Here is a 24803-nt window from a genome sequence, read left to right on the forward strand (position 1 = left end):
CATTAATTCACTTGGAACTTGAGGTAAGTCTCACATTAATAACCTCAATCACCATAATGGTATTGATGTGAATTTCGATAGGCGAATCTAACTGCCGTTAACGAAATGCAAGGGAACTGCCATGTTCGCCTCGGTGTAACTGCTTGTTAAGGCTCTTTTATGGCACCGATTGTATAAGCATAGCCGCTTTATGGAGGCTGGCTAAAAAAGTTACGGTGAAAAGAAGAGAAGACAAGAGAATAGAAGTGAAGAGAGTTCGCGGGTTAGATTGAATGTTGCGGGTTGGATTGAATGTTGAGGCTTAGATTGGATGTTGCGGATTGTATGCTGCCGATGTTTTGGCTGTTAAAAAAGCAGAGCAACCTCAAATGACGAAGTTGCTCTGTTGCGTTCCTATTCAGAAATGATTAGAGATAGGTATTGGGTCACTGATTAGACTTTGTAGATCTTAGCCGGAAGCGCTTGTCTTGCTGCTGCGCCTACAACCCAATCCAACATGACGCCTTTGCCTTCTCTCGTCGGGTCAATTAAACCAATATCATTGATGTTAACGCCATCGTTTGACTTCATCTTCACTGGTTGTTGTGTGTCACCAATCCAGTGTGCACGTTCACCGAGCTCTTTGTGTCCAAAGCCGTGTTCAAAGCCTAATGTTCCTAGTTTGATGCCATCAATCACCATCGCCAACGCGTGTGTGGTTGAACTTGGTGTTTCAATAGCAAATACGTCACCGGTTTTGATGCCCGCTGAAGAGGCGTCTTGAGGGTGAATGTAAACAGGGTTTACGCCTTTAATCGATTCCAAGCGTGGTGACAAGTTAGATACCGCACTGTGAATGTTGGACTTAAAGTTAGTCAGAGTAAATGGCCACTCTTTTACTGGGAACTGCTCAGCCAATGGCGTACCGTCTGCCAGTTTTTGTGGATACCAAGTCGGGCAACCCATGTACTGCTCGCCACTGATGGTGTTGCGAGAGGTACCAAGCTTTTCATTCCAAATAGCCAGTGGTTTGGTCCATTTGTACTTCATGGTTTCATTTGTGTAGGCATTGGTTGCGTCTTCGAAACGACCGCCACGCGCAAAGATGTACGCCACTTTGAGCATCTCTTCTGGTTTAAGCGTTTTGTTCATCACAGGCACTAGGCGCTCTAGACCAGACCAAACGATATCTTCAGCGTCTACATTCGGCACACCGCCTTTTGCGAATGCCAAGTTAGCTGCAGAGCGAAGGTAGAAATCTTCAGCGCTATGAATACCGTGCCAGTTACCTTGGCTGTCTTTAATTACGTTGTCGCCGAAGCCACCCAAGTCGAGAGTTTTCGCCAGATCAATAAAGAAGTTTTCTAAGTTGATGGCACGTCCGTCTTGAGTACGTGAGGTTTTAGGCTCAACTATCGGCCAGCGAGCGGTGATCGATTTGGTCGCGACGCCATGCCACGGTGTTGCCATGCCCCAGCTTTCGTAGGTTACGGTGTCTGGCACGAGGTAATCCGATAATGCTGTTGTCTCATTGATGAAGGCATCGATAGAGACGATCAAACCCAGTTGCTTTGGATCTTTAAGCTTCTCGCCTAATAGGTTGTCTAAACCCGGAACGCCATAAAGTGGATTCGCCATGTGGTTGATCCACGCTTTTGCGCGGTAAGGGTAGCCATCAATTGCAGCTGATAAATGCTCGGTTAAAAGCGGTGCTGATATTGGATACCACGGCGCGCGTGTTGGGTAAGGTGATTCACCGGCCGCAACGCGACGTTTGTATTCGCTGGTCTTGTGATACGGGAATTTGCTGCGAGACAAGAACACGCCTTGTGGCTTAGTCTTACCCTTGAACTTGGTAAAGTCGTAACGTGGGCCTGCAACAGAAGTTGGGTAGCCACCCGCTTTAGCCATCGCCCCGCCTTTTGCGTTGATGTTACCGATCAGCGCGTTCAGCATCAGAATAGAGAACGAGTTGTAGAAGCCGTTGGTGTGCATGTTACCACCATGAGTATCGACGACTGCTTTTGTACCGTAACTAGTGAAGCGTTTTGCCAGCGCAATAATTTGGTCTTGTGGGATTTCACACTGCTCGCTGTAGTAAGCAAGGTCATATTTGAAGGCTTCTTCTTTCAATCTTTGTAGAGAAGACTTAACACGAACGGTCTGACCATCGATTTCTACGTCTTGATCGACAAACAACGCCGCCTCATCGACCTGAACATTTGATGCAAGTAGTGACGTTGTCACATCAAGTGCAACAAATCCATCATCGTCAGACATCGGTTCGCCTGTTTCTAGCAACCCTATATCCGATGCACGAAGCATGCGCCCGTTTTGTGGGTGTGTTTCGTCACTGATCACAAGGTGAGATGCATTACACCAATGGGTGGTGCCTGCTTTCTGCATCGCTTGTGCGCTTGGGCGAGACAAGAAGTCGTGATTGTATCGTTGGTTCTCAATGATCCATTGGATCATGCCCAGTACTAATGCTGAATCGGTGCCCGGTTTGATCGGTAGCCAGTTGTTGCGATCGCCCGCAGCAAGGCTTGAAGATCCTGCAGGAAGGCTCGGAGTCACTATGGTGTAGCTCAGTTTTCCGTTGGTACGAGCCTCAGCCAGTTGTCTTGCTTGGCGCTTAAACGGATTACCCGCTTGAGCTGGAGACATACCGATGAAAAGAATGAACTCTGCGTTGTTGAAGTCAGGCTTTAAGTGCGAGAATTTGTCTAGATCATTCATGATCGCACCTGAACCTGCGCGGAACGCATAGCCACAGTAAGAGCCGTGGTGACCAAAGTTGCGAGTACCGTAGCTGTTAAATGCAAAGCGCTTCAAGATGTCGTCACGGCCTTCATTACCGGCATTGGTCACAAGCAGTTGGTTAGCTTTTGGTCCGTATTCAGGGTTGTTCGGATCAAGTGGTGTTTCGATGTCGCGAATCGAACGTAGACCTTCGACTTCGCCTTCACCAAACAAGTCACCACCTTCGGTGATCTCAGAGATAAGTTGTTCGTAGCTGATCGGTTCCCACTTGCCTTCACCACGCTTACCTACGCGTTTGAGTGGTTGAGTGATTCGGTATGGACTGTTTTGAATCTCTAACATGCCGTTACCGCGGGCGCAGGCTGTCGAGCGATTATTGATGCCTGATTCACCAGACAAGCCAATGTAGGCCTCTTTTACAGGCGTTTCGAACGGGATTTGCTGATCACTTGATAGCGGGTGGTACGGGTTACCTGAGATACGTAAGATCTCGTCGTTGCGATTATCGATACGCACACGCAAGCCACACAGTGTCCAGCAACCAAAACACATTGATGGTGCAACGCGTTGGTTTGGATTCGGCGAGATCTTACCTTGCTCATCGACATTGTATTCCGTCTCTAACGAATTACCGTGGTGGATGTGATTGGTTTTCTTACCGGCAGTACCGTTGATAGCACCGTGAACCATGTGTTTTGTGGTTGTCGCATAACCTGCAGCAAAAGCTCCAACACCACCGGCAGCAAGGCCTGTTTTCAAAAATTGACGACGTTTGTTATCCATGATGACTCCTCAGACTACAAGCTATGTGAGCGGTTAAGTGGTGAAGGTGTATTTTGGTTTGGCTTCGATGTTGTCTTTGGTGCAGAGCCAGTTGTTCGTGTAGAACCAGTAGACACGATTTCAGAGGCGAATAAGGCAAGTGCTAACCAAAGACCACACATACCAACAATGCCGAGTAAACCTGCACTACCCATAGGCAACTCATACGGGAATGCACCCACATCAAAGCGTGGAATGGTTTGAACTTCCATCATGGTGACCCAACGTACCGCCCATGCTGAAACGATGGTCGCAAGCGCAACACAGATAATTCCTAGCTTGCTTTGCGATAGACGCTGCAGCGGAAGAACCAAGATCATGCACAGCAAAATACTAGTAGTCATGATGCCTAAATTAATGCCCCAAGCGTCGTTCTCATACAGATTGAAGTGACCATGGTTAGATGCCCAAATCGACGTAAGAATGATGGCAAGGCCACCGGTTAAGGTAATGGTTCTTTGTACCAGTGCGAGGTCTGTTGGTTTTAAGCTTGGCTTGCTTGAAGGCAGTAGAGCCCAAATCAACAGCGTTAAACCCGTTGCAGCAAAGAATGCGGTCGTGAACCAAAGCAGCGGGGAAGCCGGTTGATGCCAAAGCGGTCGGCTCGCCAAAATTGCAATCTCGGCGCCAGTGTAAAGCGCAATACTTAAGCCCGAAACTGCTGTTGCAGCAGCGAGTGCAATCATCAATTTTGTTGAAACCTGCCATTGCCCCAGTGTTAGCCAAGACAAGCGTTTTAGAAGCGGGTTTTCACTTTTTTTAAGTTGTGCGATGTCATCGCGTAGGTAAACCCATGCGGTAGCGACAGACAGACCAGAAAATAGAGGAAGAAACAGAGAGCCTAATGACATCCATGACCAAGGTGTGATGTGAGCGTAGAAGTGCCACGCACGGCCAGGTTGGTGTAAGTCACCGGTTAGCGCCAGTGGGCCAACAATTGCGCCGATGGCCATTACAAGCACAAGGGCTGAACGGAATTGATGACTGGTAGAGTTTTTGAATATCAGTGCAATCAAAAACAGAATAGCCGCTGCGTAAGCCGAACCAATGTAGAAGAAATATTGAACTGCCCACGGTAGCCAAGCGATCTCTTGAGCGGGAACTAACACCTCAGTGATATTCATGCTGTCTCTCCTTGTTTGCCTTGTGTCGCGATTGCCAATTCTTTTTGGCTCGAGGATGAGTTATCGATGGCGGCTGGATCATAAATCGCAGGTTGGCCTTCGATGTGGCTAACGAAACGTTCGTTCATGCCGATATAGAAAACATGTGGGTTGGTATTCTGCTCTGGTTTAAGCACCTTGATGTCGTCTTGGTTTTCATTGAGTAGACGGTTGATCTCGCTGTTTGGATCTTTAAGGTCACCGATTACGCGCGCGCCACCGACACAAGTTTCTACACAAGCGGGCAGTAAGCCGTCTTCAAGGCGGTGTGCACAGAAGGTACATTTGTCGGCAGTCAGTGTGTCGTTATTAATAAAACGAGCATCGTAAGGGCAGGCTTGAACGCAGTAAGCACAGGCTACGCAGCGTTCGTTGTCGACCATCACAATGCCGTCTTCACGCTGGAAAGTCGCTTGAACAGGGCAAACCTTGATGCAGGGTGCGTTGTCACAGTGATTGCACAGGCGAGGCAACATGAATGATTTCACGTCTTGTTGAGCAGTCGAACCATCATCAAGGGAGACTTCATACTGTTTTACGGTGGTTCTGAACTGGCCAATCGGCGCTTGGTTTTCAACGCTGCAGCCAACAGTACATGCCTGACAGCCAACGCATTTACGTAAATCAATCGCCATTGCGTAGCGTTTACCTACTTCGCCTTTGCGGTCAGGTTGGTTGTTATTGCGAATGGTTGTGCTCGCTACTGCGGTGTTGATTCCGGTAATGGGAATGAGCGCAGCGCCGGCGGAAACTTTACCAAATTGGCTGAGAAACCGTCTTTTCAATGAGTCCATAGAGGTACCTATAAATGGGTATTCGATCTGTTAGGCTCATTGTCAGTTTTTGACCGTTCACGGGGTATTGTGGATTTCCACATACCCAGATCAAAGTTGATCTAGAACAAATGTGGTTTTCGCTATCTAGCTGTTATGCTTTGTTTTAGAGGCTTATTTAAGGCGATCTAAGGCATAAGTTAAGCTTAAACATGTCGTCAGCGTAAAGACGAAGTGAAATGACGAGAGAATAAAATGAATAAACAGTCCGTTTGGAGAAAGAGATTTTAGTGACCGTTCGAAAACTAATGACAATCGTTAGCCTTTGTTGGTTAAGCCTAACCGCGGGTGCGTGTTTCGCGGCTCAATCTGAACAAGCGATAGCAGCCCCAAGTCCAAAACAAAACACAAATGAACCCGACCAGATTATCGAGGTTGGCGTGTTGGCGACTCGAGGCAAACTTTCGGCACAGCAGCGTTGGCAGCCAACCATGGATTGGTTGTCTGAGCGTATTGCGGGTAAGCACTTTGTTCTCAAGCCTTTCAACTTGGAAGAAATGGCCGAAGCAGTGAAAGGGGTCACTGTCGATTTTGTTATTACTAATCCAGGTCAGGCGGTTCGATTAGGGCGTCAGTACGCGCTTTCTTGGATGGCGACTATGACCAGTCATAACTTCGAACAACCGGGTGCCAATAATACGCAAAGTATTGGTTCTGCCTTGGTGGTGAGAAGAATGTCGCCTTATATCTCTTTTGAACAGCTGAGCGGCAAGCCAATTGCGGCTGTCTCGGAAAATGCATTTGGTGGCTACCTCACAATGCGTTACCAAGTGATGCAAGAGGGGCTCAATCCCAACCACTTCTTTTCTGATACTCAATTCCTAGGTTTCCCAATTGATGCCAGCTTGTACCAACTGCGAGAAGGGCACATTGAAGCGGCTGTGGTGCCTGCTTGTTTGGTCGAGAGCATGATCAATGAAGGTTTGCTGGTGGCGGGGCAATATCGAATTATCGGTAATCAAGCGCCTGAAGGCTTCCGATGTCAAGTGTCTACGCCGCTGTATTCCAACTGGTCGTTTGCTAAAACAGAGCGAGCTTCTTCGGCATTGGCTAAGCAAATGAGTCAGGTGCTGTTTTCAATGCCAAAGAGCAGTGCGCCAGCCATTGCAGCGAATGCTTCGGGTTGGACGTCACCGACAAGCTTGCTTTCAATCGACAAGCTTTATCAGCAACTCGACATGCACCCACTGCAACAACCTTGGTGGAAGGAAGCGTTAATCTGGCTTAAGTACAATCAACAATGGGCTTGGGCGTTCTTTTTGTTAGTTGTGCTTCTTAATGCATACCACTTCTGGCTAGAGTACAAATTCAGTCGCAGTAAAAAGCAGTTGGAAGCCACGTTGCACAAATTAAAAAGTAAGAGTGAACAGCTGGAACATTCTCAACGTATCGCTGTCGTCGGTGAACTGGGAAGCAGCTTGGCACACGAGATCAATCAACCTTTGGCGGCCATTCGTAACTACAGCGAAGGTGGTTTATTGCGGATTTCGAAGAACAAACCATTGACCGATATTGAACCTGTGTTTGAGAAGATTCAGTCTCAAGTGGATCGTGCTGATGCGATCATTCAACGCTTAAGAAACATGATAAAGAAACGCTCATCGGAAAAATCTCAGACGGACATCGAGCAGTTACTCACAGACACCATTGAGTTGCTGCAATTTCGATTACAGAAACACAAGATAACCATTGATCGCCATGCTGTGGGTAAGCCTATTCAACTGCATGTTGATCCAGTGGGGTTGCAGCAAGTGATTGTAAACCTGATCAACAATGCGACCGACGCGTGTAATGCACAACAGCATCGCGAACAAAGCGCTGCGTCTGATATTGATAACAAAAACAGCGAACCACCAACAATTAAAGTGATTACCGAGTATCAACCGGATAAAGTGATGCTGTCAGTTATCGATAACGGCACGGGCTTAGATTTCACCGAGCAACAAGTCACTCAAGCCTTTGTGAGTAGCAAAGAAAATGGTTTGGGGTTAGGGCTTGCGATTTGCCAAGATGTGATTGAAGACCACAGCGGCCAAATGGCTATCAAATCATTGACTCCTCATGGCTGTCACGTCTCAGTGACGTTACCTTTTTCTCTTTCAAATGATTCATAAGGAATCTTGTTATGTCTGAACTTCATCAAACGTTGCCGGTCTATGTGGTTGATGACGATGAGTCGATGCGTGACTCATTGGTGTTCTTATTGGAAGAGCATGATTTTACGGTGTCGGCCTATGAAGATGGCCCGAGCTTTCTAGATTCAGTGGATTTGAGTGCTGCTGGGTGTGTCGTGCTAGACAGTAGAATGCCAGATATGAGAGGACAACAAGTTCATGAGTTGATGGTGAAAGCGCAGAGTCCATTGTCGGTGATCTATCTGACGGGTCACGGTGATGTGCCAATGGCGGTAGAAGCCCTACAAGCTGGTGCGGTGAACTTCTTTCAAAAACCGGTTAAAGGCAGCGAATTGGCTGAGGCGATCAAGCAAGGGCTAGAGGCTTCTGAAAAGCACTTACATATGAATGTTTACCGCCAAGCGTATGCTTCGTTGACTGAACGCGAAATCGACATTCTTAAGCAGATCATCGACGGAAAACGTAACCAGAAAATTGCCGATGAATTATGTATCGCGATGAGAACAGTGGAAGTACACCGAGCGAGTTTGATGAAGAAATTCTCAGCGAAGACAGTTGCCGAGTTGGCTTACATATACGGTCAATTGACCTAGGCGTAAAGCTGTTTCTCTATGCCAGTTGAACTAAATCTGTACGAAAATTGCACGAAGCTATTGATGGGAAAGCATCAATTGTGTCACCAAGCTTTAGGACTTTTCTGATGAAAGGCTGTCTTCATAATTTATCTATATTGAAGCAAGATCACATCGTCTATGGACTGCATACGGATTGAACCCCCTAGGCTTCTTATCGCAATGTAATCCTGAGATACTGAATTAAGTTCATTTAGGGCGAAACGTGCTAGTAACTGCACTTTTCCCTGTAATTTGAAACATAACATCCACTATGGGCAGAGCACACTCTCAACGTCGAGTCTTGTATCTGCCGAGTTAGGTTAAAATATTTTATGAGTACAATGGGAATCGCAATTGGTGCGACGGCTCTTTCGTTAATACTTGTAGCCGTATGGCTGGTTTCTTTGTCGTTAAGAAAGCAGCGAGTGGAACAAGAACGTAAAGCACGTGCTGTCGCTTACCGAAAAGCGATCGAAAAAGCGCGCATACAAGAGCAAAAAGAGCGTAACTTCAAAGCCGAAACCGGACATGTTCCGTCGATTCTGTATTTGGCGAAAGAGGCTGAACGTAACAATATTAAGGAAGCTCTATATTGGTACGACAAAGCCGCGCATTTAGATAATGTCACAGGCATGTACGGCATTGTTCGCATGAGTATGAAGCGCAAAGAAGACCTCATTTTAAGAGAAAAAGCCAACTTTTGGCAGCTCGCGATCTCAGCTTTAGAGAACGACATGGTCGCGAAGTTTGAGATGGGTAAAGCGCTCGTTTTCGGCCGCGGAACCGATAAAAATATTCCCAAGGGTTATACCTACATCGAAGAGTCTGCGACGGGGGGAAACACCGAAGCGATGCTGTTTATGGGGGAGTGGTGTCTAGACAAAGAAAACCCAGATTACTCAGCCGAAAGCTCATTCGAGTGGTACCAAAAGGCCGCAGATCAAAACAACTTAGATGGAAAAATCAAACTAGGTTTGAGTTATTTGAATGGTGTGGGTGTTGAGCCTAACCATGGTGAAGCGGTGTACTGGTTTGAGACCGCAGCCGAAAAGAACAGCGAAGAAGCCATGTTTCGTGCTGGTGAGGCTTGGATTGATCATGGTGAACACGGCAATGCTATCGCTTATATCTGGCTATTCCTGTCCGCTCATTTCGGTTATTCAGAAGCAAAACAGTTGAGGGATAAAGTGGGGGGCGAACTTGGGGTTGATGCTGTCGTAGGATTGCAGGCTCTAACCAAACCAATCATGACCAAACTTACCCAAGAAGCTGTCACCAAGCACTCGGTCGTTAAGGCGTTGAACAAGCTCTACAAACGTAACATCCCGATCCCTAAAAAGGTGAAAGACGTGACTGAAGAAGAGGAACTTGACGTGTCGAAGCCTAAAGGCAGCGATACTGAAATGAGTGACCAGATGAACGCTCAAGAAGCTAATCCAGAACGCAATCAACAACATAATCAACAATATACTTCAGATCAACACGCAGCGGCCCAAACGGGGGCTCCTCAAAGCACAGACAAGGCATCGTCACCTGCACCTAGCAGTGCGTCTTTAGACTTTAGCCAAACCAATTGGAGCAACAAAAATTAAGCCAGTAGCTTGATGAGGTGAGTGCTTCAATTAATTGAACTCATTTAGGTCACGCAGCTTATCTTAATAGCACTTCATTGGAGGAGAGGCACTCTGAGTTAGGAATGACAGGATCAAAAAAGGGAAGCTGATGCTTCCCTTTTTATTTATGTGCTATTTGCTTTTAGAGCTTAGAGCTTAGAGCTTAGAGCTTAGAGCTTAGAGCTAAAGGCTAATATCTAAGCCTAAGAGCTTATTAAGCTTTGTTTTGCTCTGCTTTACATACAGCAGCAGTGAACACTACGTCTGTTGAGCTGTTAAGCGCTGTTTCAGCAGAATCTTGAATCACACCGATAATGAAACCTACCGCTACAACCTGCATCGCTACATCGTTTGAGATACCGAATAGGCCACACGCTAGTGGGATAAGCAGTAGTGAACCGCCAGCAACACCTGATGCGCCACATGCTGAAATTGCAGCAACAAGGCTTAGTAGAATCGCAGTGAAGATATCAATTTCAATACCCATTGTGTGAACAGCCGCAAGTGTTAACACAGTGATGGTGATTGCAGCACCCGCCATGTTGATTGTTGCGCCTAGAGGAATCGATACCGAGTAAGTATCTTCATCTAGGTTTAGCTTCTTACAAAGGTTCATGTTCACTGGGATGTTTGCAGCGCTTGAACGAGTGAAGAATGCCGTTACACCAGACTCACGGATACATTGAAGTACAAGTGGGTATGGGTTTTGTTTTGTTTTCACAAAGACAAGCAGTGGGTTAACCACAAGTGCAATGATCAGCATTGAACTTAGTAGAACCGCTAGTAGTTGACCGTAGCTTGCTAGTGCATCGAAGCCTGTTGTTGCGAACGTAGTCGAAACAAGACCGAAGATACCGAATGGCGCAAGACGAATAATGAAGCGAACAATGTGTGAAACACTGTGGCTTAGGTCTTCGAAAACCGCTTTGGTTGTTGCAGATGCGTGGTGCAGTGCAAGGCCAAGACCGATTGCCCAAGCAAGAATACCGATGTAGTTCGCGTTCATTAGCGCGCTTACTGGGTTATCGACAAGCTTGAATAGAAGGGTATGAAGAACTTCAGCAATACCTTGAGGAGGGTTAGCACCTTCTGCGCCAGCAACCAAAGTCAACGTGGTTGGGAACATGAAGCTCAATACTACTGCTGTTAGTGCAGCAGAGAACGTACCAATCAGGTAGAGCACAATGATTGGACGCATATGAGTATGCTGACCTTTCTTTTGGTTTGCGATAGAAGCTGCAACAAGAATGAATACTAAAATTGGGGCTACAGCTTTCAGAGCACCAACAAACAGACTACCTAGTAGACCTGCATCTTGAGCTGCTGATGGAGAAACCATGGCGAGAACGACACCGAAAACAATACCAGCAAGGATCTGTAGAACGAGATTTCCACGAGCGATGCGGGCGAGCATGTTGTGATTTTGCATAAAATACCTGCAATTGTTAATTTATTATAGTGATGTATCTTTTTATAAAGTTGTACCAAATCCAACTATACACTAGTGGAATGGGCGGTCATATTAGCGGGATCTAACGGGGTGTCTAGGAATAGTTTAGATTTAGGGTGATTGTTTGCGCTACGTGGTGTTTTTAGAGCTAAATGTTAAAATTTTGTGCTGTGATTGAGATATAAATCTGCGTGATAATACTCATTCGGGTCAATGTTCTGGTGAGAGCGCTGTCAGTGCCCATTCACGAGATCATTGTGTGCAGAAATGATCTCATCGCGTTCCTGTTAATACAAAGAAGCCCTGTTAATACAAAAAAAGCCCCGAGCCTAATGCGTTAATGAGATCATGAATTAATGAGCTAATACGCGATAGGGACACGGGGCTTATTTACGTGTTGTAAACCTAATCTAATAATCGGTTATTTAGACGATTTTTTGATATTACGGCTCTCTGACTGCACGGTTTTGTACATTTTAGAAAGCTGTTTACTGTTCGCTCTCTGTTCTGCCAATGAGGCTCCATTTCTAGCTTGCTCTCTGAGTAGCTTCTCATAGTTAGAGAAGCGTCTTTCAGAAAGCTCACCGCTTTCAATGGCTTTGCGTATTGCGCATCCTGGTTCTGACTCATGGCTACAATCAGAGAAGCGACAATGCATGGCTAGCTCTTCCACATCAGAAAACGTTTCACTTACACCCTCGGCACAATCGGCGAGTTGTAGCTCACGCATTCCCGGTGTATCTAACAACAAGCCTCCCGATGTCAGTAAATGGAGCGATCGTGACGTGGTTGTGTGGCGGCCTTTACTGTCGTCTTCACGAATGCCACCAGTAGCTTGCTGAGAGTCACCAAGCAACGAGTTGACCAAGGTAGATTTACCTACACCGGATGAACCCATTAAAGCGATGGTCTTGCCTGTTTTACACCAAGGCGACAATACTTGAGTCGAGTCTTGATCTAGGCTGTTCACCGCTTCGATCATCAGCATCGAATCTAAGCTTTGCACTTGCTGTACTTTGTCTTCGTAGTCGTCACACAAGTCTTTCTTAGTGAGGACGATAACCGCTTCAACCTGCGCCTCATTAGCGAGCGCTAGGTAGCGTTCGATGCGGCTTAGATTAAAGTCATTGTTTAACGAGACCACGATAAACACAGTGTCGATATTGGCTGAAATGTACTGCTCCGCCACACGACTGCCTGCCGCTTTACGGCTAAAGAGCGATTGACGTTCTAGCAAGCGGTCGAATTGTAGGTCAGCGTTTAATATCACCCAGTCTCCAACCGTCATTGCGGGTTGGTTTTGATGAACGGGTAGAACGATTTCGCCTTGTTCTGACGCAAGCGCATAGCCGCTGCGATGGTGCGCGGTAATACGAGCAATGACGGAATGGTCATAGTCTTCGAGTGTCAGTTGTTGCTGGAATACAGGTTGCCATCCAAGCTGTTGAAGTGACATTGGATGAGAAAATGCAGTTTGTGAATTCATGTTTATTTACCCAGACGTGCGAGCTTTCTTTTTTATAAGAGCATTAAAGTCTTATGAGAGCATTAACTTCTTGTGAGCTCTCTTATTGTTGATGAGATCAAAAGAGTTAATGAGACCAAAAAGAGTTGCTGAGATTAAAAAGCGTCGAGACGTCAAAAATGTTTTGAGCTTGGGTCGAATTCAAATAGATAGGACCCCGGATTTAGTCATGCACTATTGGGCATGCAGGTATTGATCACTTGCGATCAATAGTAAACCGGGTAAAAGTGTGCGGTCGTCACGGGTGACGAGATGTTGGTCGATCGGTATTTCAGTTTGATTAACCAAACAAATTAACGCGTTACTTTTACTGCCAGTTTTAGTGTTTTCATTACAATCATCTTCTATTCTCCTTGGGTTATTTATGTGTTCAGGCTTTGAATAAAAAGCGAACTCAGTTTAGCAAAAAGCCACGATGGCGAGAAGTCATCGTGGCTTAATTTTGTATAATTTTTAACTGATATTCGCTTCTACTCATGATCAGTATCATTGAACATCAAGTGGTGCTTAATTAGTGATGATCGTGATTCATCTTTTTCATGCCGCTCATTACTTTCTTAACCGGCGCATCAAAGGTTTGTGTTTCACCGTTTGCGAAGGTCAGTGTCATTTCGATCTGCTCGCCTTCTTTCAGGCCATCTTTTAGGTCAAACAACATAATGTGCAAGCTACCAGGTTTAAGTTCAACTTGGCCGTTTGCAGGAATTGCGATGGTTTGAACTTGGCGCATTTTCATTACATCGCCGTCCATGATCACGTCATGAAGCTCTACTTTGCCTGCTGCAGGTGTGGTCGCTGAAACGATAGAACGTTCTTTATCGCTGTGGTTCATTAGGGTTGTGAAAACAGCACTGTTGACCGCTGAAGGTGGTGTCGCGCGAGCGTAAGCATCGTGAACCATAATGTCACCTTTAGCATGAGCAAGAGGTGTGAGCAGTAAGCCTGCTAGAGCAAGAGCTTTTAACTTCATGTTGTTGTCCTTAGTTTTTATGTTTTGGTCTGGGACCTGACTTTTTTAGTTCGAACTTTATTGAGTAAGTTCTTTATTTTTACGTTTTACTGCGTCAATTTGTTGATAGCCTCAACAATTGGCGCTGGCGTTAACGTATGCGGCACTTTGGTGATCAGTGTGCCGTCGGGCTTTAAAAAATAAAAATATGAGCTGTGGTCAAGGGTGTATTCCAACTCTGAACCTTCAAGCTTGGTCTTTCTGAAAATAACACCGTAGTTATGCGCAAGCGTTGTTGTCACATCTAACGGACCACTTAGTCCTTCCATCACCGGGTGGAAGTATTGTGCGTATTCGTATGACGCTTCTGCAGCATCACGTTCAGGGTCAAGCGAAACAAACATCGGGCGAATTTTCGCTTTTGCTTCGTCAGAGACTTGGTTAAGTGCTCCGGCTAACATCGCCAAAGAAGTCGGGCACACATCTGGGCAACGTGTGAAACCGAAGTAAACGATGCGAATTCTGTCATCGGTTTGGTCAAAGATTTCCGTTGGTTGGTTGTCCTTGCCGAAAAGAGTAGTCGCGGAGAACTCTTGTTTTGCAGCGTGTTTTTCTTGAGTTTCATTTTGCCCATCAAGATAGCTTTTGATACCAAAGCCAAGCACAAAAGCAACAACCAATGCTAACGACCAATTTCTACTCATCTTGCCATCCTTATTGCAGGGTTTACAGTATCGACACCATCAGTGAGCTCACCAATCCATGTCATCTTATCTAAAGTACATACAGGTAAAATCACATCACCTTCGTAGGTATTATTGCCAATGCTATTTAATTGAAAACGCGCTGAGCCCATCTCCATTTCTAAACCGGTGAGTGACAACATCAGTGTTTCAGATGCGGCACCTTCCCAAACTACCTTTATCTTCGTGGGTAGAAGAGGTTGCGCGGTTTCGCGGTCAAGCGACATTGAAATAGATGCTTGCTCACACGATGTTGTTGAAAGCATGCAGTAATCATCTAAGTTAACTTCGGCTGTTGAGTGCTCAATGACCGACTTAAGTTTTTGAAATACTTGTGGTCCATAAAAGCCTGCCACGAGAGCGATTCCAAGAGCTGCAACCTTTAATGCTGGGTGCATGTCGTGTTCTCATCTAATTTTATAAGAGCGGCGATGTTATCACACCCCTCAATACGTGCTTGTATCAAAAAGCAATTTTGTGCGTATGGTAGAACTAAAAAAGCGAAGCCATAGGCTTCGCTTTTATCTAAATAATAGGGATGTTGAACTCAGTATTTCTAAGTTCTATCCGTTCTGAACATGTTCCAGAAGTGCGCTGAATGATTAGTCAGCGTTACGCTCTGCAAATTTCTCTAGCCCAAGAACTAAGGCAATGGCTACAAGCATCATCACAATTGCCAACACCAGCTGAGAAGGCTGAGAGGTCACTGCTTCAAAGTCGAACGGCGATAGGTTTTCTTGAATCAGAGGAACTTGCTCACCTTTCGAGTTAGTGCGCCAGCTAATGGTCTCTTTCCAAGGCCAGATTTTTGGTAGCGTACCGATCATCAAACCGGTTAAGAACACCAACGTAAAATCTCGGAATGAACGCAGCAGCCATGACAGTACGTGTGAGAAGGTTAATAAACCAAGCACACAGCCACTCAGAAATAGCGCAAGCACATCGATTTGGAACTCTTTTACGGCACCTAACACAGGGCTGTACATGCCTATCAGCAATAGAATAAAGCTGCCGGAGATACCAGGTAAGATCATGGCACATATCGCAATCGCGCCCGCAATCAGCAGGTTAATGCTGGTTGGCTCCATTTGCAGAGGCTTAAGCACAGTAATGCTATAAGCGAAGGCAACACCAAGCAGTAAAAATACGAATCGAATCATATCGCGCTTTTCTACTTGCTTAAGAATATGGAAAACCGACACCAAGATAAGGCCAAAGAAGAAAGACCACAAAGGAACCGGGTGCGTGACCAATAGCCAAGAAATCAGTTTTGCGAATGTCGCAATGCTTGTGAATACGCCTGCGAACAGTGAAATCAGGAAGAAACCATTGATGTGGTTAAACGCTGCTTTGAAGCCTTCGCGTTTCCATAAGCCAAGTACGCTAGGGTTAATTCTGCGAATGCTTTCTAGCAGGGTATCGTAGATACCAGTGATGAATGCGATGGTTCCGCCCGACACGCCAGGGACAACGTCGGCTGCGCCCATTGCCATGCCTTTGAAAAAAGTACTTAAGTAGTTCATTGCTTCATAGAGTTGAGGGTGATTTTGTGCAGTATACAAACTTTAGTGTAAAAAAAGTATGAATATGCCTTTGGCGAGGTGCTTTTATTACCTTCTTAATTGTAAGGCAATAAGTTGAAGTGAACATTTGCCTAGTATTTAAAATACAAGCACTTAGTGATTTGTCATTAAGACTATCGATGAAACTGGTCTCTTATCAATATTGCATCTTGGTTGCATTCTGCAAATGCACTTTGCAATTCGCATGTGAAAATCGCGGGTTTTATGCGATGCAGGGCTTATAAAACGCTAAATTAAAGTTGGCACGCTAACTGCATTGTATAGATTGACCCTTCTTAAGCCGAGGGTCACCTAGCCAACTGACGTTGTTAGTGAACTTTGATTTGTTCACAAATATATAGAGCCAATCGCGATTATTGCGGTTGGCTATTTTTTTGCCTGTCATTTGGTTCTCTGTGATTTTTTCCTGCTATTTCCTTCATTTCCAAGCGAAAAAAAAGCCAGCCACCATGGGTGACTAGCTTATGTTTTTCTCGAATCAATCTCGAATCAATCTCGAATCAATCTCGAATCGTGAACCCGTTTTAGTACCCCATCAACTGCAGCAAGTTCTCTGCTGTGCTTATCGCTTCTTTACGGTTAGCAATGTTGAGTTTTTGGTATAGGTTACGGATGTGAGTCTTGATAGTGGTACCCGCTACATCAAGTTCTTGAGCGATCTGCTCATTACTGAATCCAGAGTAGATCAGACCAAGTACTTGCCATTCACGCTGGGTGAGTGGACTAGTGCGCACCAGTTCAGGAATATTCGGGTGATTAACCAGATTCTCAACAAAGTCTTCGTCAAAGTGAACCGAACGGCTACGTTGGGTGGTTGAGATATCTTTCATGATCTGCTGAGCACGGTGACGTTCTAAATCGCCTAACCCTGGCTTGTTGCTCAACTTATCTAGGATATGCCCGATAGTACCACCATCGACCAAGAAGTTACCGACCATACCGGTTTGGTTGGTCATGTGCAGAGCTTCTTCAAGTAATACGCGAGCGCTGTCTTCATCGTTAATCTGCGTGCGTAACACGGCTTCAACGATCAAGTTTCTGTTGGTATCCGTGATCAGGTGTGAACGTTGTGCTTCACTCTTCAAGAACGCCAACGCTTCTTCTGCTTCTTCGTATTGCTCAAGGATGATGTGAGATCTTACGATGTTTCGCCACTGAAGCTGACAGAAGTGGTTACTCGCCGATTCAGGTCGAACTGCAACACTTAACCAGTCACGAATGGCGTCTTTATCGCCTTTGACCTGCCAGAATAGGATCAATGAAAGTGATGCATTCGCCGTCCAATCTACGTGGTACGTTGATTGGCGCAACAAGTGCTGAATCTGGTCGATAAACTTCGACGCTTTATCAATTTCACCACGGCTAAGCGAGATACGAGCCAGCATCGAATAGCTATGTAGATGCTTACTTGGCGAGTGGTGGCCAAGGATGTCTAAGCCCTTGTAACAACACTCTTCCGCTTCATCCAATCGGTTCCAACACCAGAAGATTTGAGCTCGAACACGCAATAAGAATTCATGCAGAGGTACGTATTGAAGCTGATGCTCTTCAATCAATTTGAATGCGCTGTCTTGCAGCTCAAAGGCCGCTTGAACATAACCTTGAGCAATCAGGATTTCGCTCTGTTGCAAAATCGCCCACAGTGCTTGGTGGTAAACCTGATATTGACGTGCAAGCTTTTCAGTTTGCTGCATCATTGGCAAGGCACGGCTTAGATTGCCCATTACGTGATTGACTTCGCCAACAACAGAGGTCGCAACAATACGGCTGCGATAAACGGTGGTATTCAGCTGGCTTAGTGAAAGCTCAGCCAATTCCAATGCTTTTTCTGGTTCATTACTATTAATAGCAACTTGCGCACGCAGGGCGTTGTATTGACCTTGCTGCTGAGTATCCAGTTCTATGTTTCGAGCTTGATACTGTGTTTCGGCTTCTTCTAATAGAGTGCCTACTTGATCATAGCGGTGCTGACTCTGTGCCAGCCAAGCGCGCAGCATTGATAGCTTCGGCTCACTGTATAACTGGTCCGTGGTGAGCTGCTTGATCGCCATCTCTAGCGATGAAAGCTCGCCTTGGTTGAACATCGGCCAACCGTGTTCGGTTAGAATTTGAATGATCAGCTCTGGATCTTCTGCGCGTTGTGCATGTCGCAGTGCTTGATGAGGCGTTTTCTGTTTGATCCATGCTTTCGCGGCACTTCTGTGCAACTCGGCTTCTTGTTGTGGGATTCGAGCTTGGCGCTCGTGGGCGAGAAATTCACCAAATAGGTTATGGAAGCGGTACCAGTTTTTTTCGCCTTCAAGAGGGTAGATGAATAAGCCAAATCGGTTGAGTGACTCGATCATCCCCAGTGCATCTTCACGCTGGGTAAGCGCGCAGACTAATTCGTCATTGAAATGATCAAGTACTGAACACTGCATCAAGAACTGTCGGGTTTCTTTATCCAGTAGATCGAATACTTCTTCAACCAAGTAATCCCAAAGGTGGGCATGGTTAAAGTGAGAGAAAGACTCGGCCGATTGGGCCAGCGTGCGTTTTTGATGTTGTGCTTGAAGGGCAATAAGCTGAAGTGCAGAAGGCCACCCCTCAACATAAGTACAGATACTGCCAGCTGTGGTGTCATCTACACCATCAGCGACACGTTGATTGAAGAAGCGCGTCGTCTCTTCAGTATCAAAAGCCAGAGAGTCGTTGCCAATCTCAATCATCAGATCACGAACACGAAGGTTTGCAGTGCCAAGTGGTGGTGTCCCACGGCTAGTCACAACAAGCGTTAGGTTGTCGGGCATGTGCTTGAGGAAAAAGCGCATCGCCTCGTGAATGTCATCGTTATTAACTAAGTGGTAGTCGTCCAGCACGAGGAAACATTCCTGGTGGAATTCAGACATCTCGGCGAACACTTCGCTTAACAAAGAATGCAGTGATGAGAACTGTCGCTTTTCTGCCAGTTTTTGGGCATTAGGACAGGCATTTTGAGTCGCTTTGTTAAGTGATTGAAGTAGGTAGTTGATATAGCGAAAGGCATCATTGTCACTATCGTCAATGCTGTACCAACCCACATTGGGTTTATCTACCAGCCATTGCGCAGCCATAGTGGTCTTGCCATACCCCGCTGGAGAGCGGAACAGTACGAGCTTGTAGCAATCTGCATTCTGAAGCAGATCGAGAACTCTAGGTCGCAGGATTGCATTGTGTAAGCGGCCGGGACGAGTCAGTTTCGAAGGGATCCACATATCGAAGTTTTACACCTATTCCGTGGCTATGTTCTGGAATATCCCAATCTATCGTTGAGTGCACTCCAATGACATTAGCCTAATTACTTAAGTCTTTACTCATATTACGTGAAGCAAAACGTTACCGACTATGATCCTCCTCAGAAACCTTGCACTCCTGCATGTTTTTAGTGTTCTACGCCCTTTATTTGTGACTTTGCTCACCTTGCGGGGTGGTTTGTGAATGTGACTTTGTCCTTACCTACACATGTTTCTCTGCAAAAGATGAGAGGCGGAAAATATTTTCGTGATCTGAAACTCAGATTTGGCAATGACTTTAAATGGGTTAAATAAAAGTCACATCATTTGAAGTTAAGTTATCGAACGGGAGCTTGTGATCCCAGTCACTCCAAGTTTTTGTTCGAAGTCAGAACATGAGAGTCAGATCACTAACCCAATGTGGGTACGCCCCCTACGCCCTCCCATCTACTCCTAGTTAGTCGTACGGGCGGGAGGATGTTTAGTTAATGGTGACCATGCACGATATGTCACAGATGAATTAGAACTATTAAAAGCGAGATTTCTGAAATGAAACCAACTCAGCAAAAAACTTTCGATAAAGTGTCGTTCCAAGAAAGCGTTAAGAAACATTTATCTGCAACCTACGCAACAACGATTGAAAATGCAGATAGCCGCGCATGGTACCTAGCAATGGGTCGCGCATTAGCAGAACTCACAACATTCGACCTGCTAGAAACTGAAAATGATGAAAAAATCAAAAACGCGAAGAGTGTTAACTACCTTTCGCTAGAATTCTTGATTGGTCGTCTGACAGGTAACAACCTAATCAGCATGGGCCTGTATGAGCAAATCACTCATGCAATGGAAGAGCTAGGTCAAAACCTAACTGACCTTCTAGAAGAAGAACGTGACCCATCACTAGGTAATGGTGGCCTTGGTCGTCTTGCAGCTTGTTTCATGGATTCTTGTGCCGCTCAAGAATACCCAACAGTAGGTTACGGTCTTCACTACGAATACGGTCTATTTAAACAGTCTTTCCAAGACGGTCGCCAACAAGAAGCACCAGACGCGTGGCGCGGTGTTGAGGGTTACCCATGGGAAGTGGCTCGTCCAGAGCTAGCACAACACATTGGTTTTTACGGTCATGTAGAAGTTGAATTCGTTGACGGTAAAGAAGTTCGTACTTGGGTTCCTGGTATGGAAGTAAAAGCAATGCCTTGGGATCTGCCTATCGTAGGTTACGAGTCAAACACGGTTTACCCGCTACGCCTTTGGGAATGCCAGGCAATTGCACCATTCTCACTAGCAAGCTTTAACAACGGTGATTACTTCGAAGCGCAACACTCGCTAATCGATGCAGGTAACATCACTAAAGTGCTTTACCCGAACGACAACCACGAGAAAGGTAAGACACTGCGTCTAATGCAGCAGTACTTCCACTCAGCAGCGTCTGTTCGCGATATTCTACGTCGTCACGAAGCTGCAGGTTTCTCTTTAGAAGATCTGCCTAAGCAAGAAACGATTCAGCTTAACGATACGCACCCAACGATCGCGATTCCTGAATTGATGCGCATCCTGATCGATGAGAAAGGTTTAACTTGGGACCAAGCTTGGGAAATCAGTGCTCATACGTTCGCATACACGAACCACACACTACTTCCTGAAGCGCTAGAGACTTGGTCTGAATCACTGATCAACCGTCTTCTTCCACGTCACATGGAAATCATTTTTGAAATCAACCACCGCTTCATGCAAGAAGTTCGCAAGATGTGGCCTGGTGACGGTGAGAAGCAAGCGAAGCTTTCTATCATCCAAGAAGGTTTCCACCGCATGGTTCGCATGGCAAACCTATGTGTGATCGGTTCTTACAAAGTAAACGGTGTAGCTGCACTTCACTCTCAACTTGTTAAGAAAGACTTGTTCCCTGAGTTCAACGAAATCTTCCCAGGCAAATTGACTAACGTAACGAACGGTATCACGCCACGTCGTTGGTTGAAGTTCTGTAACCCAGGTCTATCTACGCTAATCACTGGCAAGATCGGTACTGAGTGGCCAGCAAAACTTGAGCAGCTTGAAGGTATCGCTAAGTTTGCAACAGACGCGAAATTCCAAAAAGAATTCATGGCTGTTAAGAAAGAAAACAAACAGCGTCTTGCTGATTGGGTTCAAGAGAACATGGGTATCGAGCTAGATACTAACGCTATCTTCGACGTGCAAATCAAGCGTCTACACGAATACAAGCGTCAACACCTAGATTTGCTACACATTCTATCTCTGTACCACCGTATTCTTAACGAACCTGGTTTCGAGTGTGAGCCACGCGTATGTTTCTTCGCAGCGAAAGCAGCACCGGGTTACCACCTAGCAAAAGAAATCATCTTCGCGGTTAACAAGATTGCAGAGAAGATCAACAACGATCCTCGCATCGGTAACAAGCTTAAAGTGGTATTCATCCCTGACTACCGTGTAAGCATGGCTGAAATCATCATCCCTGCAGCAGACGTTTCTCAGCAAATCTCACTGGCTGGTAAAGAAGCATCGGGTACAGGCAACATGAAGATGGCTCTAAACGGCGCTCTAACTATCGGTACGATGGATGGTGCAAACGTTGAGATCCGTGAAGAAGTTGGCGATGAAAACATCTACATCTTCGGCCTAGACGTTGATGGTGTTGTTGCATTGAAAGCTCAGGGTTACAACCCATACGATTACTACAATGCAGACCCGCTACTGAAAGCATCTCTAGACCTATTGACTGGCGATGAGTTCTCTCCAGGTCAACCAGGCCTTCTACGTGCAACGTTTGATAGCCTACTAGACGGCGGTGACCCTTACCTATGTCTAGCTGACTTCGCATCTTATGTGAAAGCACATGAAGACATGGGCACGCAATACAAAGACCAAGCAGGTTGGGCTAAGAAAGCGATTCTTAACACAGCATTGGTTGGTAAGTTCACATCAGATCGCTCAATCCGCGACTACGTGAACAACATCTGGAAGCTAGAAGCCGTTAAACGTTAATAGTTCCCAAGTAGCCAAGGCAGTTTCTGCCTTGGCTCAATTAGCTTGTGAGCAAACAGACGGCTTATTCAGATAGCAATGCTTACAAACTGATTGTCACAAGCTAATTGATTAGTAAAAAATTAAATAAACAACCCTACAAAAATTGAAAGCGTTAGAACGTTTTCGGAGAGAGCGATGAAAGAACAGACCGTATTAAAACAAGTCGCAGAAATGGCAAATATTGCCGACAGTTACGTTAGTGCGTGGGGCGATGAAGCACAGGTATCAGACGAAACGATTACGTCTCTATTGGCTTCATTGGGCTACGATACAAGCAGCGATGATGCACTATTAAAGTCAGCAGAAAGAAAACACAAAAAAGATGTACTAGACCCAGTTCTTGTCTTGCGTGATGGTGAGCCAGTAGAAGTGGCGCTGAATTTAGGTGTTAGTGCTCGTGAAAGCGAGTTCAGCTGGCGCTTAGAGACCGAGCAAGGAGAGGTACTTGAAGGCTATCTTCAATCTCAAGTCGTTCGTGATGAGCGTGCCGAGGGTGGCCCTTTAGTGTTTGCACTGCCAAGTGATTTGGCATGGGGTTATCACAAGCTAATTGTGAGCCGTAAACGTCGTAAGAAGCCTTACGAAATGACACTGATCATTACGCCAAAAGCGTGTTTTAAGCAGGCGCCAATCGAGCAAGGTAAAAAGCTTTGGGGTCCAAGTGTTCAGCTTTACACGCTAAGAACTCAGCACAACTGGGGTATTGGTGACTTCGGCGATCTAAAACAGCTTGTTGCCGATATCTCGTCTCGCGGTGGTGATTTCGTTGGCCTAAACCCAATTCACTCATTGTTCCCAGCGAACCCTGAAGGCGCAAGCCCATACAGCCCGTCTTCACGTCGTTGGTTAAACATCCTTTACATTGATGTGAGCTCAGTACCTGAATTTGCATTAAGTGCAGAAGCACAACAAACCGTAGGCAGCGCAGAGTTCCAACAGCGCCTGCAGAAAGCTCGTGAAGCGCACTGGGTGAATTACACTGAAGTGTCTGAGCTGAAGATGAGCATCTTACCTCTGCTATTCGCAGAATTTAAGACTCGTCATCTAGACAAGAACAGCGACCGCGCACAAGCGTTTTTAGCGTTCGTTGAAGAGGGCGGTGAAAGCCTAATGCATCAAGCGGCGTTTGATGCGTTGCACGGTGAACTGCATGCTGAAGATTCAGGTATGTGGGGATGGCCAGTATTTCCTGAAAAATACCGTACATTCGATAGCCCAGCAACACAGAAATACATCAAAGAGAACCTAGAGCAGGTACATCTTTACATGTACCTGCAATGGATAGCGGATTGCCAGATCAACGATGCACAGTCTCTTGCAGAAGAGAAAGGCATGGCCGTTGGCCTGTACCGTGACTTGGCGGTAGGTGTTGCAGATTCTGGCAGCGAGACATGGGCTGATGAAGGCAACCTAGTGATGGATGCGAGCATTGGTGCTCCACCGGATATTCTTGGTCCTCTGGGTCAGAATTGGGGTCTACCTCCACTAAACCCAGAAGTACTTCAGGAAACCAGCTACGACGCTTACATCAAGCTACTTCGCGCCAACATGAAGCACTGTGGTGCACTTCGTATTGACCATGTTTTAGGTCTGCTGCGTTTATGGTGGATTCCAAAAGGTGAGAACGCAACGAAAGGCGCGTACATTTACTACCCAGTGCAAGATATGCTATCGATTTTGGCGCTTGAATCTCACCGTTACCAATGTAGCGTTATCGGTGAAGACTTAGGCACAGTGCCAGACGAAATCGTCGATATCCTAGCGGATGCAGGCGTACATTCTTACAAAGTGTTCTTCTTCGAAACATCGGAAGACGATGGTGGTTTCATTTCACCGAAACACTACGCACCACAATCGATGGCAGCATTGTGTACTCACGATATGCCAACGCTACGCGGTTTCTGGCACTGTGATGATTTGAAGATGGGTCAAGAGATTGGTTTATACCCAGATGCAGAACAGTTAGAAACCTTGTTCGATGATCGTCTGGAGTGCAAACAAGGTATCTTAGATTCAGTGGCATGGCATGGTTTCCTACCGGAAGGTGTTGGCCGCGATGCAAGCCAAGTACCGATGGACTCTTATCTTGCAGAAGCACTTCAACTGCACGTAGCGGCTGGTGGTTCGACACTTCTTAGTGTTCAACTGGAAGATTGGCTAGAGATGGACAAGCCAGTCAACATTCCTGGTACTGTAGATGAGTACCCTAACTGGCGTCGTAAACTATCAATGAACTTGGACGAAATCTTTGCGCATGAAGGGGTGAATCGCATCGCTTCTAAGTTGACAGACGTTCGAGAAAAAGCAGCGAAGTAATGATATTGAGTGGCTTGAA

Annotated in this window: 15 protein-coding genes; 5 read left to right on the forward strand and 10 right to left on the reverse strand. The window is 46.0% G+C overall.

The features are described from left to right. Positions 1-432: 432 nt before the first annotated feature. The 3 genes from QUF19_RS21575 to dsrO are packed head-to-tail and all read right to left on the reverse strand — an operon-like array spanning position 433 to position 5521. Positions 433-3525, reverse strand: a complete 3093-nt coding sequence (locus tag QUF19_RS21575; protein WP_286303243.1) for a tetrathionate reductase subunit A — start codon at positions 3523-3525, stop codon at positions 433-435. Positions 3526-3539: 14 nt separating this feature from the next. Further along, on the reverse strand, positions 3540-4688 hold the full coding sequence (gene nrfD / locus QUF19_RS21580; RefSeq protein ID WP_286303244.1) for an NrfD/PsrC family molybdoenzyme membrane anchor subunit: 1149 nt from the start codon (positions 4686-4688) through the stop codon (positions 3540-3542). Continuing rightward, on the reverse strand, positions 4685-5521 hold the full coding sequence (dsrO, locus tag QUF19_RS21585) for a sulfate reduction electron transfer complex DsrMKJOP subunit DsrO (protein WP_286303245.1): 837 nt from the start codon (positions 5519-5521) through the stop codon (positions 4685-4687). Before dsrO ends, nrfD begins: the two co-directional genes overlap by 4 nt. 269 nt (positions 5522-5790) lie before the next feature. On the opposite strand from dsrO, the gene QUF19_RS21590 reads away from it, so the two are divergent. The 3 genes from QUF19_RS21590 to QUF19_RS21600 all read left to right on the forward strand — a co-directional run bounded on the left by QUF19_RS21590 (position 5791) and on the right by QUF19_RS21600 (position 9901). Further along, positions 5791-7674, forward strand: a complete 1884-nt coding sequence (locus QUF19_RS21590) for a sensor histidine kinase (RefSeq protein ID WP_286303246.1) — start codon at positions 5791-5793, stop codon at positions 7672-7674. Positions 7675-7685: 11 nt separating this feature from the next. Then, the gene (locus QUF19_RS21595) at positions 7686-8288 is read left to right on the forward strand and encodes a response regulator transcription factor (protein ID WP_286303247.1); all 603 of its coding nucleotides are present in this window, start codon (positions 7686-7688) and stop codon (positions 8286-8288) included. A gap of 362 nt (positions 8289-8650) precedes the next feature. After that, positions 8651-9901, forward strand: a complete 1251-nt coding sequence (locus QUF19_RS21600; protein WP_286303282.1) for a tetratricopeptide repeat protein — start codon at positions 8651-8653, stop codon at positions 9899-9901. Between the two features lie 235 nt (positions 9902-10136). Here QUF19_RS21600 and sstT read toward each other — a convergent pair whose 3' ends face one another. From sstT to malT, 7 genes are all read right to left on the reverse strand, one after another. Then, complete coding sequence (gene sstT / locus QUF19_RS21605) at positions 10137-11351, reverse strand: serine/threonine transporter SstT (RefSeq protein WP_102438365.1); 1215 nt, start codon at positions 11349-11351, stop codon at positions 10137-10139. Between the two features lie 442 nt (positions 11352-11793). After that, positions 11794-12858, reverse strand: a complete 1065-nt coding sequence (gene rsgA / locus QUF19_RS21610; RefSeq protein ID WP_286303248.1) for a ribosome small subunit-dependent GTPase A — start codon at positions 12856-12858, stop codon at positions 11794-11796. A gap of 550 nt (positions 12859-13408) precedes the next feature. Then, positions 13409-13867 (reverse strand): copper chaperone PCu(A)C, encoded by a 459-nt coding sequence (locus QUF19_RS21615; RefSeq protein ID WP_286303249.1) that lies wholly within the window; start codon positions 13865-13867, stop codon positions 13409-13411. 86 nt (positions 13868-13953) lie between these two features. Then, a complete protein-coding gene (locus QUF19_RS21620) occupies positions 13954-14550 on the reverse strand; it encodes an SCO family protein (protein ID WP_286303250.1) in 597 nt (198 codons plus the stop codon). After that, positions 14547-14987 carry a hypothetical protein gene (locus QUF19_RS21625; RefSeq protein WP_286303251.1) on the reverse strand — a complete coding sequence of 147 codons (441 nt, stop codon included), beginning with the start codon at positions 14985-14987 and terminating at the stop codon, positions 14547-14549. Before QUF19_RS21625 ends, QUF19_RS21620 begins: the two co-directional genes overlap by 4 nt. A 204-nt stretch (positions 14988-15191) precedes the next feature. Then, positions 15192-16112, reverse strand: a complete 921-nt coding sequence (locus QUF19_RS21630; protein WP_076668414.1) for a polyprenyl-phosphate transporter — start codon at positions 16110-16112, stop codon at positions 15192-15194. A gap of 584 nt (positions 16113-16696) precedes the next feature. Beyond that, on the reverse strand, positions 16697-19405 hold the full coding sequence (malT, locus tag QUF19_RS21635) for an HTH-type transcriptional regulator MalT (protein WP_102438354.1): 2709 nt from the start codon (positions 19403-19405) through the stop codon (positions 16697-16699). Between the two features lie 567 nt (positions 19406-19972). Here malT and QUF19_RS21640 point away from each other — a divergent pair. Then, the gene (locus QUF19_RS21640) at positions 19973-22426 is read left to right on the forward strand and encodes a glycogen/starch/alpha-glucan phosphorylase (RefSeq protein ID WP_102438352.1); all 2454 of its coding nucleotides are present in this window, start codon (positions 19973-19975) and stop codon (positions 22424-22426) included. 177 nt (positions 22427-22603) lie between these two features. Then, positions 22604-24784, forward strand: coding sequence for a 4-alpha-glucanotransferase (malQ, locus tag QUF19_RS21645; protein ID WP_286303252.1), 2181 nt, complete (start codon positions 22604-22606; stop codon positions 24782-24784). The last annotated feature ends 19 nt before the right edge of the window (positions 24785-24803 follow it).

This window comes from Vibrio sp. FE10 (genome assembly GCF_030297155.1).
In the GTDB taxonomy this organism is placed as follows: domain Bacteria; phylum Pseudomonadota; class Gammaproteobacteria; order Enterobacterales; family Vibrionaceae; genus Vibrio; species Vibrio apostichopi.

Excerpts from the sequence above, each read along its gene's own strand:
- dsrO (WP_286303245.1), bottom strand. The coding sequence starts at position 5,521 with ATGGACTCATTGAAAAGACGGTTTCTCAGCCAATTTGGTAAAGTTTCC.
- QUF19_RS21595 (WP_286303247.1), top strand. The coding sequence starts at position 7,686 with ATGTCTGAACTTCATCAAACGTTGCCGGTCTATGTGGTTGATGACGAT.
- malQ (WP_286303252.1), top strand. The coding sequence starts at position 22,604 with ATGAAAGAACAGACCGTATTAAAACAAGTCGCAGAAATGGCAAATATT.
- nrfD (WP_286303244.1), bottom strand. The coding sequence starts at position 4,688 with ATGAATATCACTGAGGTGTTAGTTCCCGCTCAAGAGATCGCTTGGCTA.
- QUF19_RS21640 (WP_102438352.1), top strand. The coding sequence starts at position 19,973 with ATGAAACCAACTCAGCAAAAAACTTTCGATAAAGTGTCGTTCCAAGAA.
- QUF19_RS21615 (WP_286303249.1), bottom strand. The coding sequence starts at position 13,867 with ATGAAGTTAAAAGCTCTTGCTCTAGCAGGCTTACTGCTCACACCTCTT.
- QUF19_RS21600 (WP_286303282.1), top strand. The coding sequence starts at position 8,651 with ATGGGAATCGCAATTGGTGCGACGGCTCTTTCGTTAATACTTGTAGCC.
- QUF19_RS21620 (WP_286303250.1), bottom strand. The coding sequence starts at position 14,550 with ATGAGTAGAAATTGGTCGTTAGCATTGGTTGTTGCTTTTGTGCTTGGC.
- QUF19_RS21625 (WP_286303251.1), bottom strand. The coding sequence starts at position 14,987 with ATGCACCCAGCATTAAAGGTTGCAGCTCTTGGAATCGCTCTCGTGGCA.
- QUF19_RS21630 (WP_076668414.1), bottom strand. The coding sequence starts at position 16,112 with ATGAACTACTTAAGTACTTTTTTCAAAGGCATGGCAATGGGCGCAGCC.
- sstT (WP_102438365.1), bottom strand. The coding sequence starts at position 11,351 with ATGCAAAATCACAACATGCTCGCCCGCATCGCTCGTGGAAATCTCGTT.
- rsgA (WP_286303248.1), bottom strand. The coding sequence starts at position 12,858 with ATGAATTCACAAACTGCATTTTCTCATCCAATGTCACTTCAACAGCTT.
- QUF19_RS21575 (WP_286303243.1), bottom strand. The coding sequence starts at position 3,525 with ATGGATAACAAACGTCGTCAATTTTTGAAAACAGGCCTTGCTGCCGGT.
- malT (WP_102438354.1), bottom strand. The coding sequence starts at position 19,405 with ATGTGGATCCCTTCGAAACTGACTCGTCCCGGCCGCTTACACAATGCA.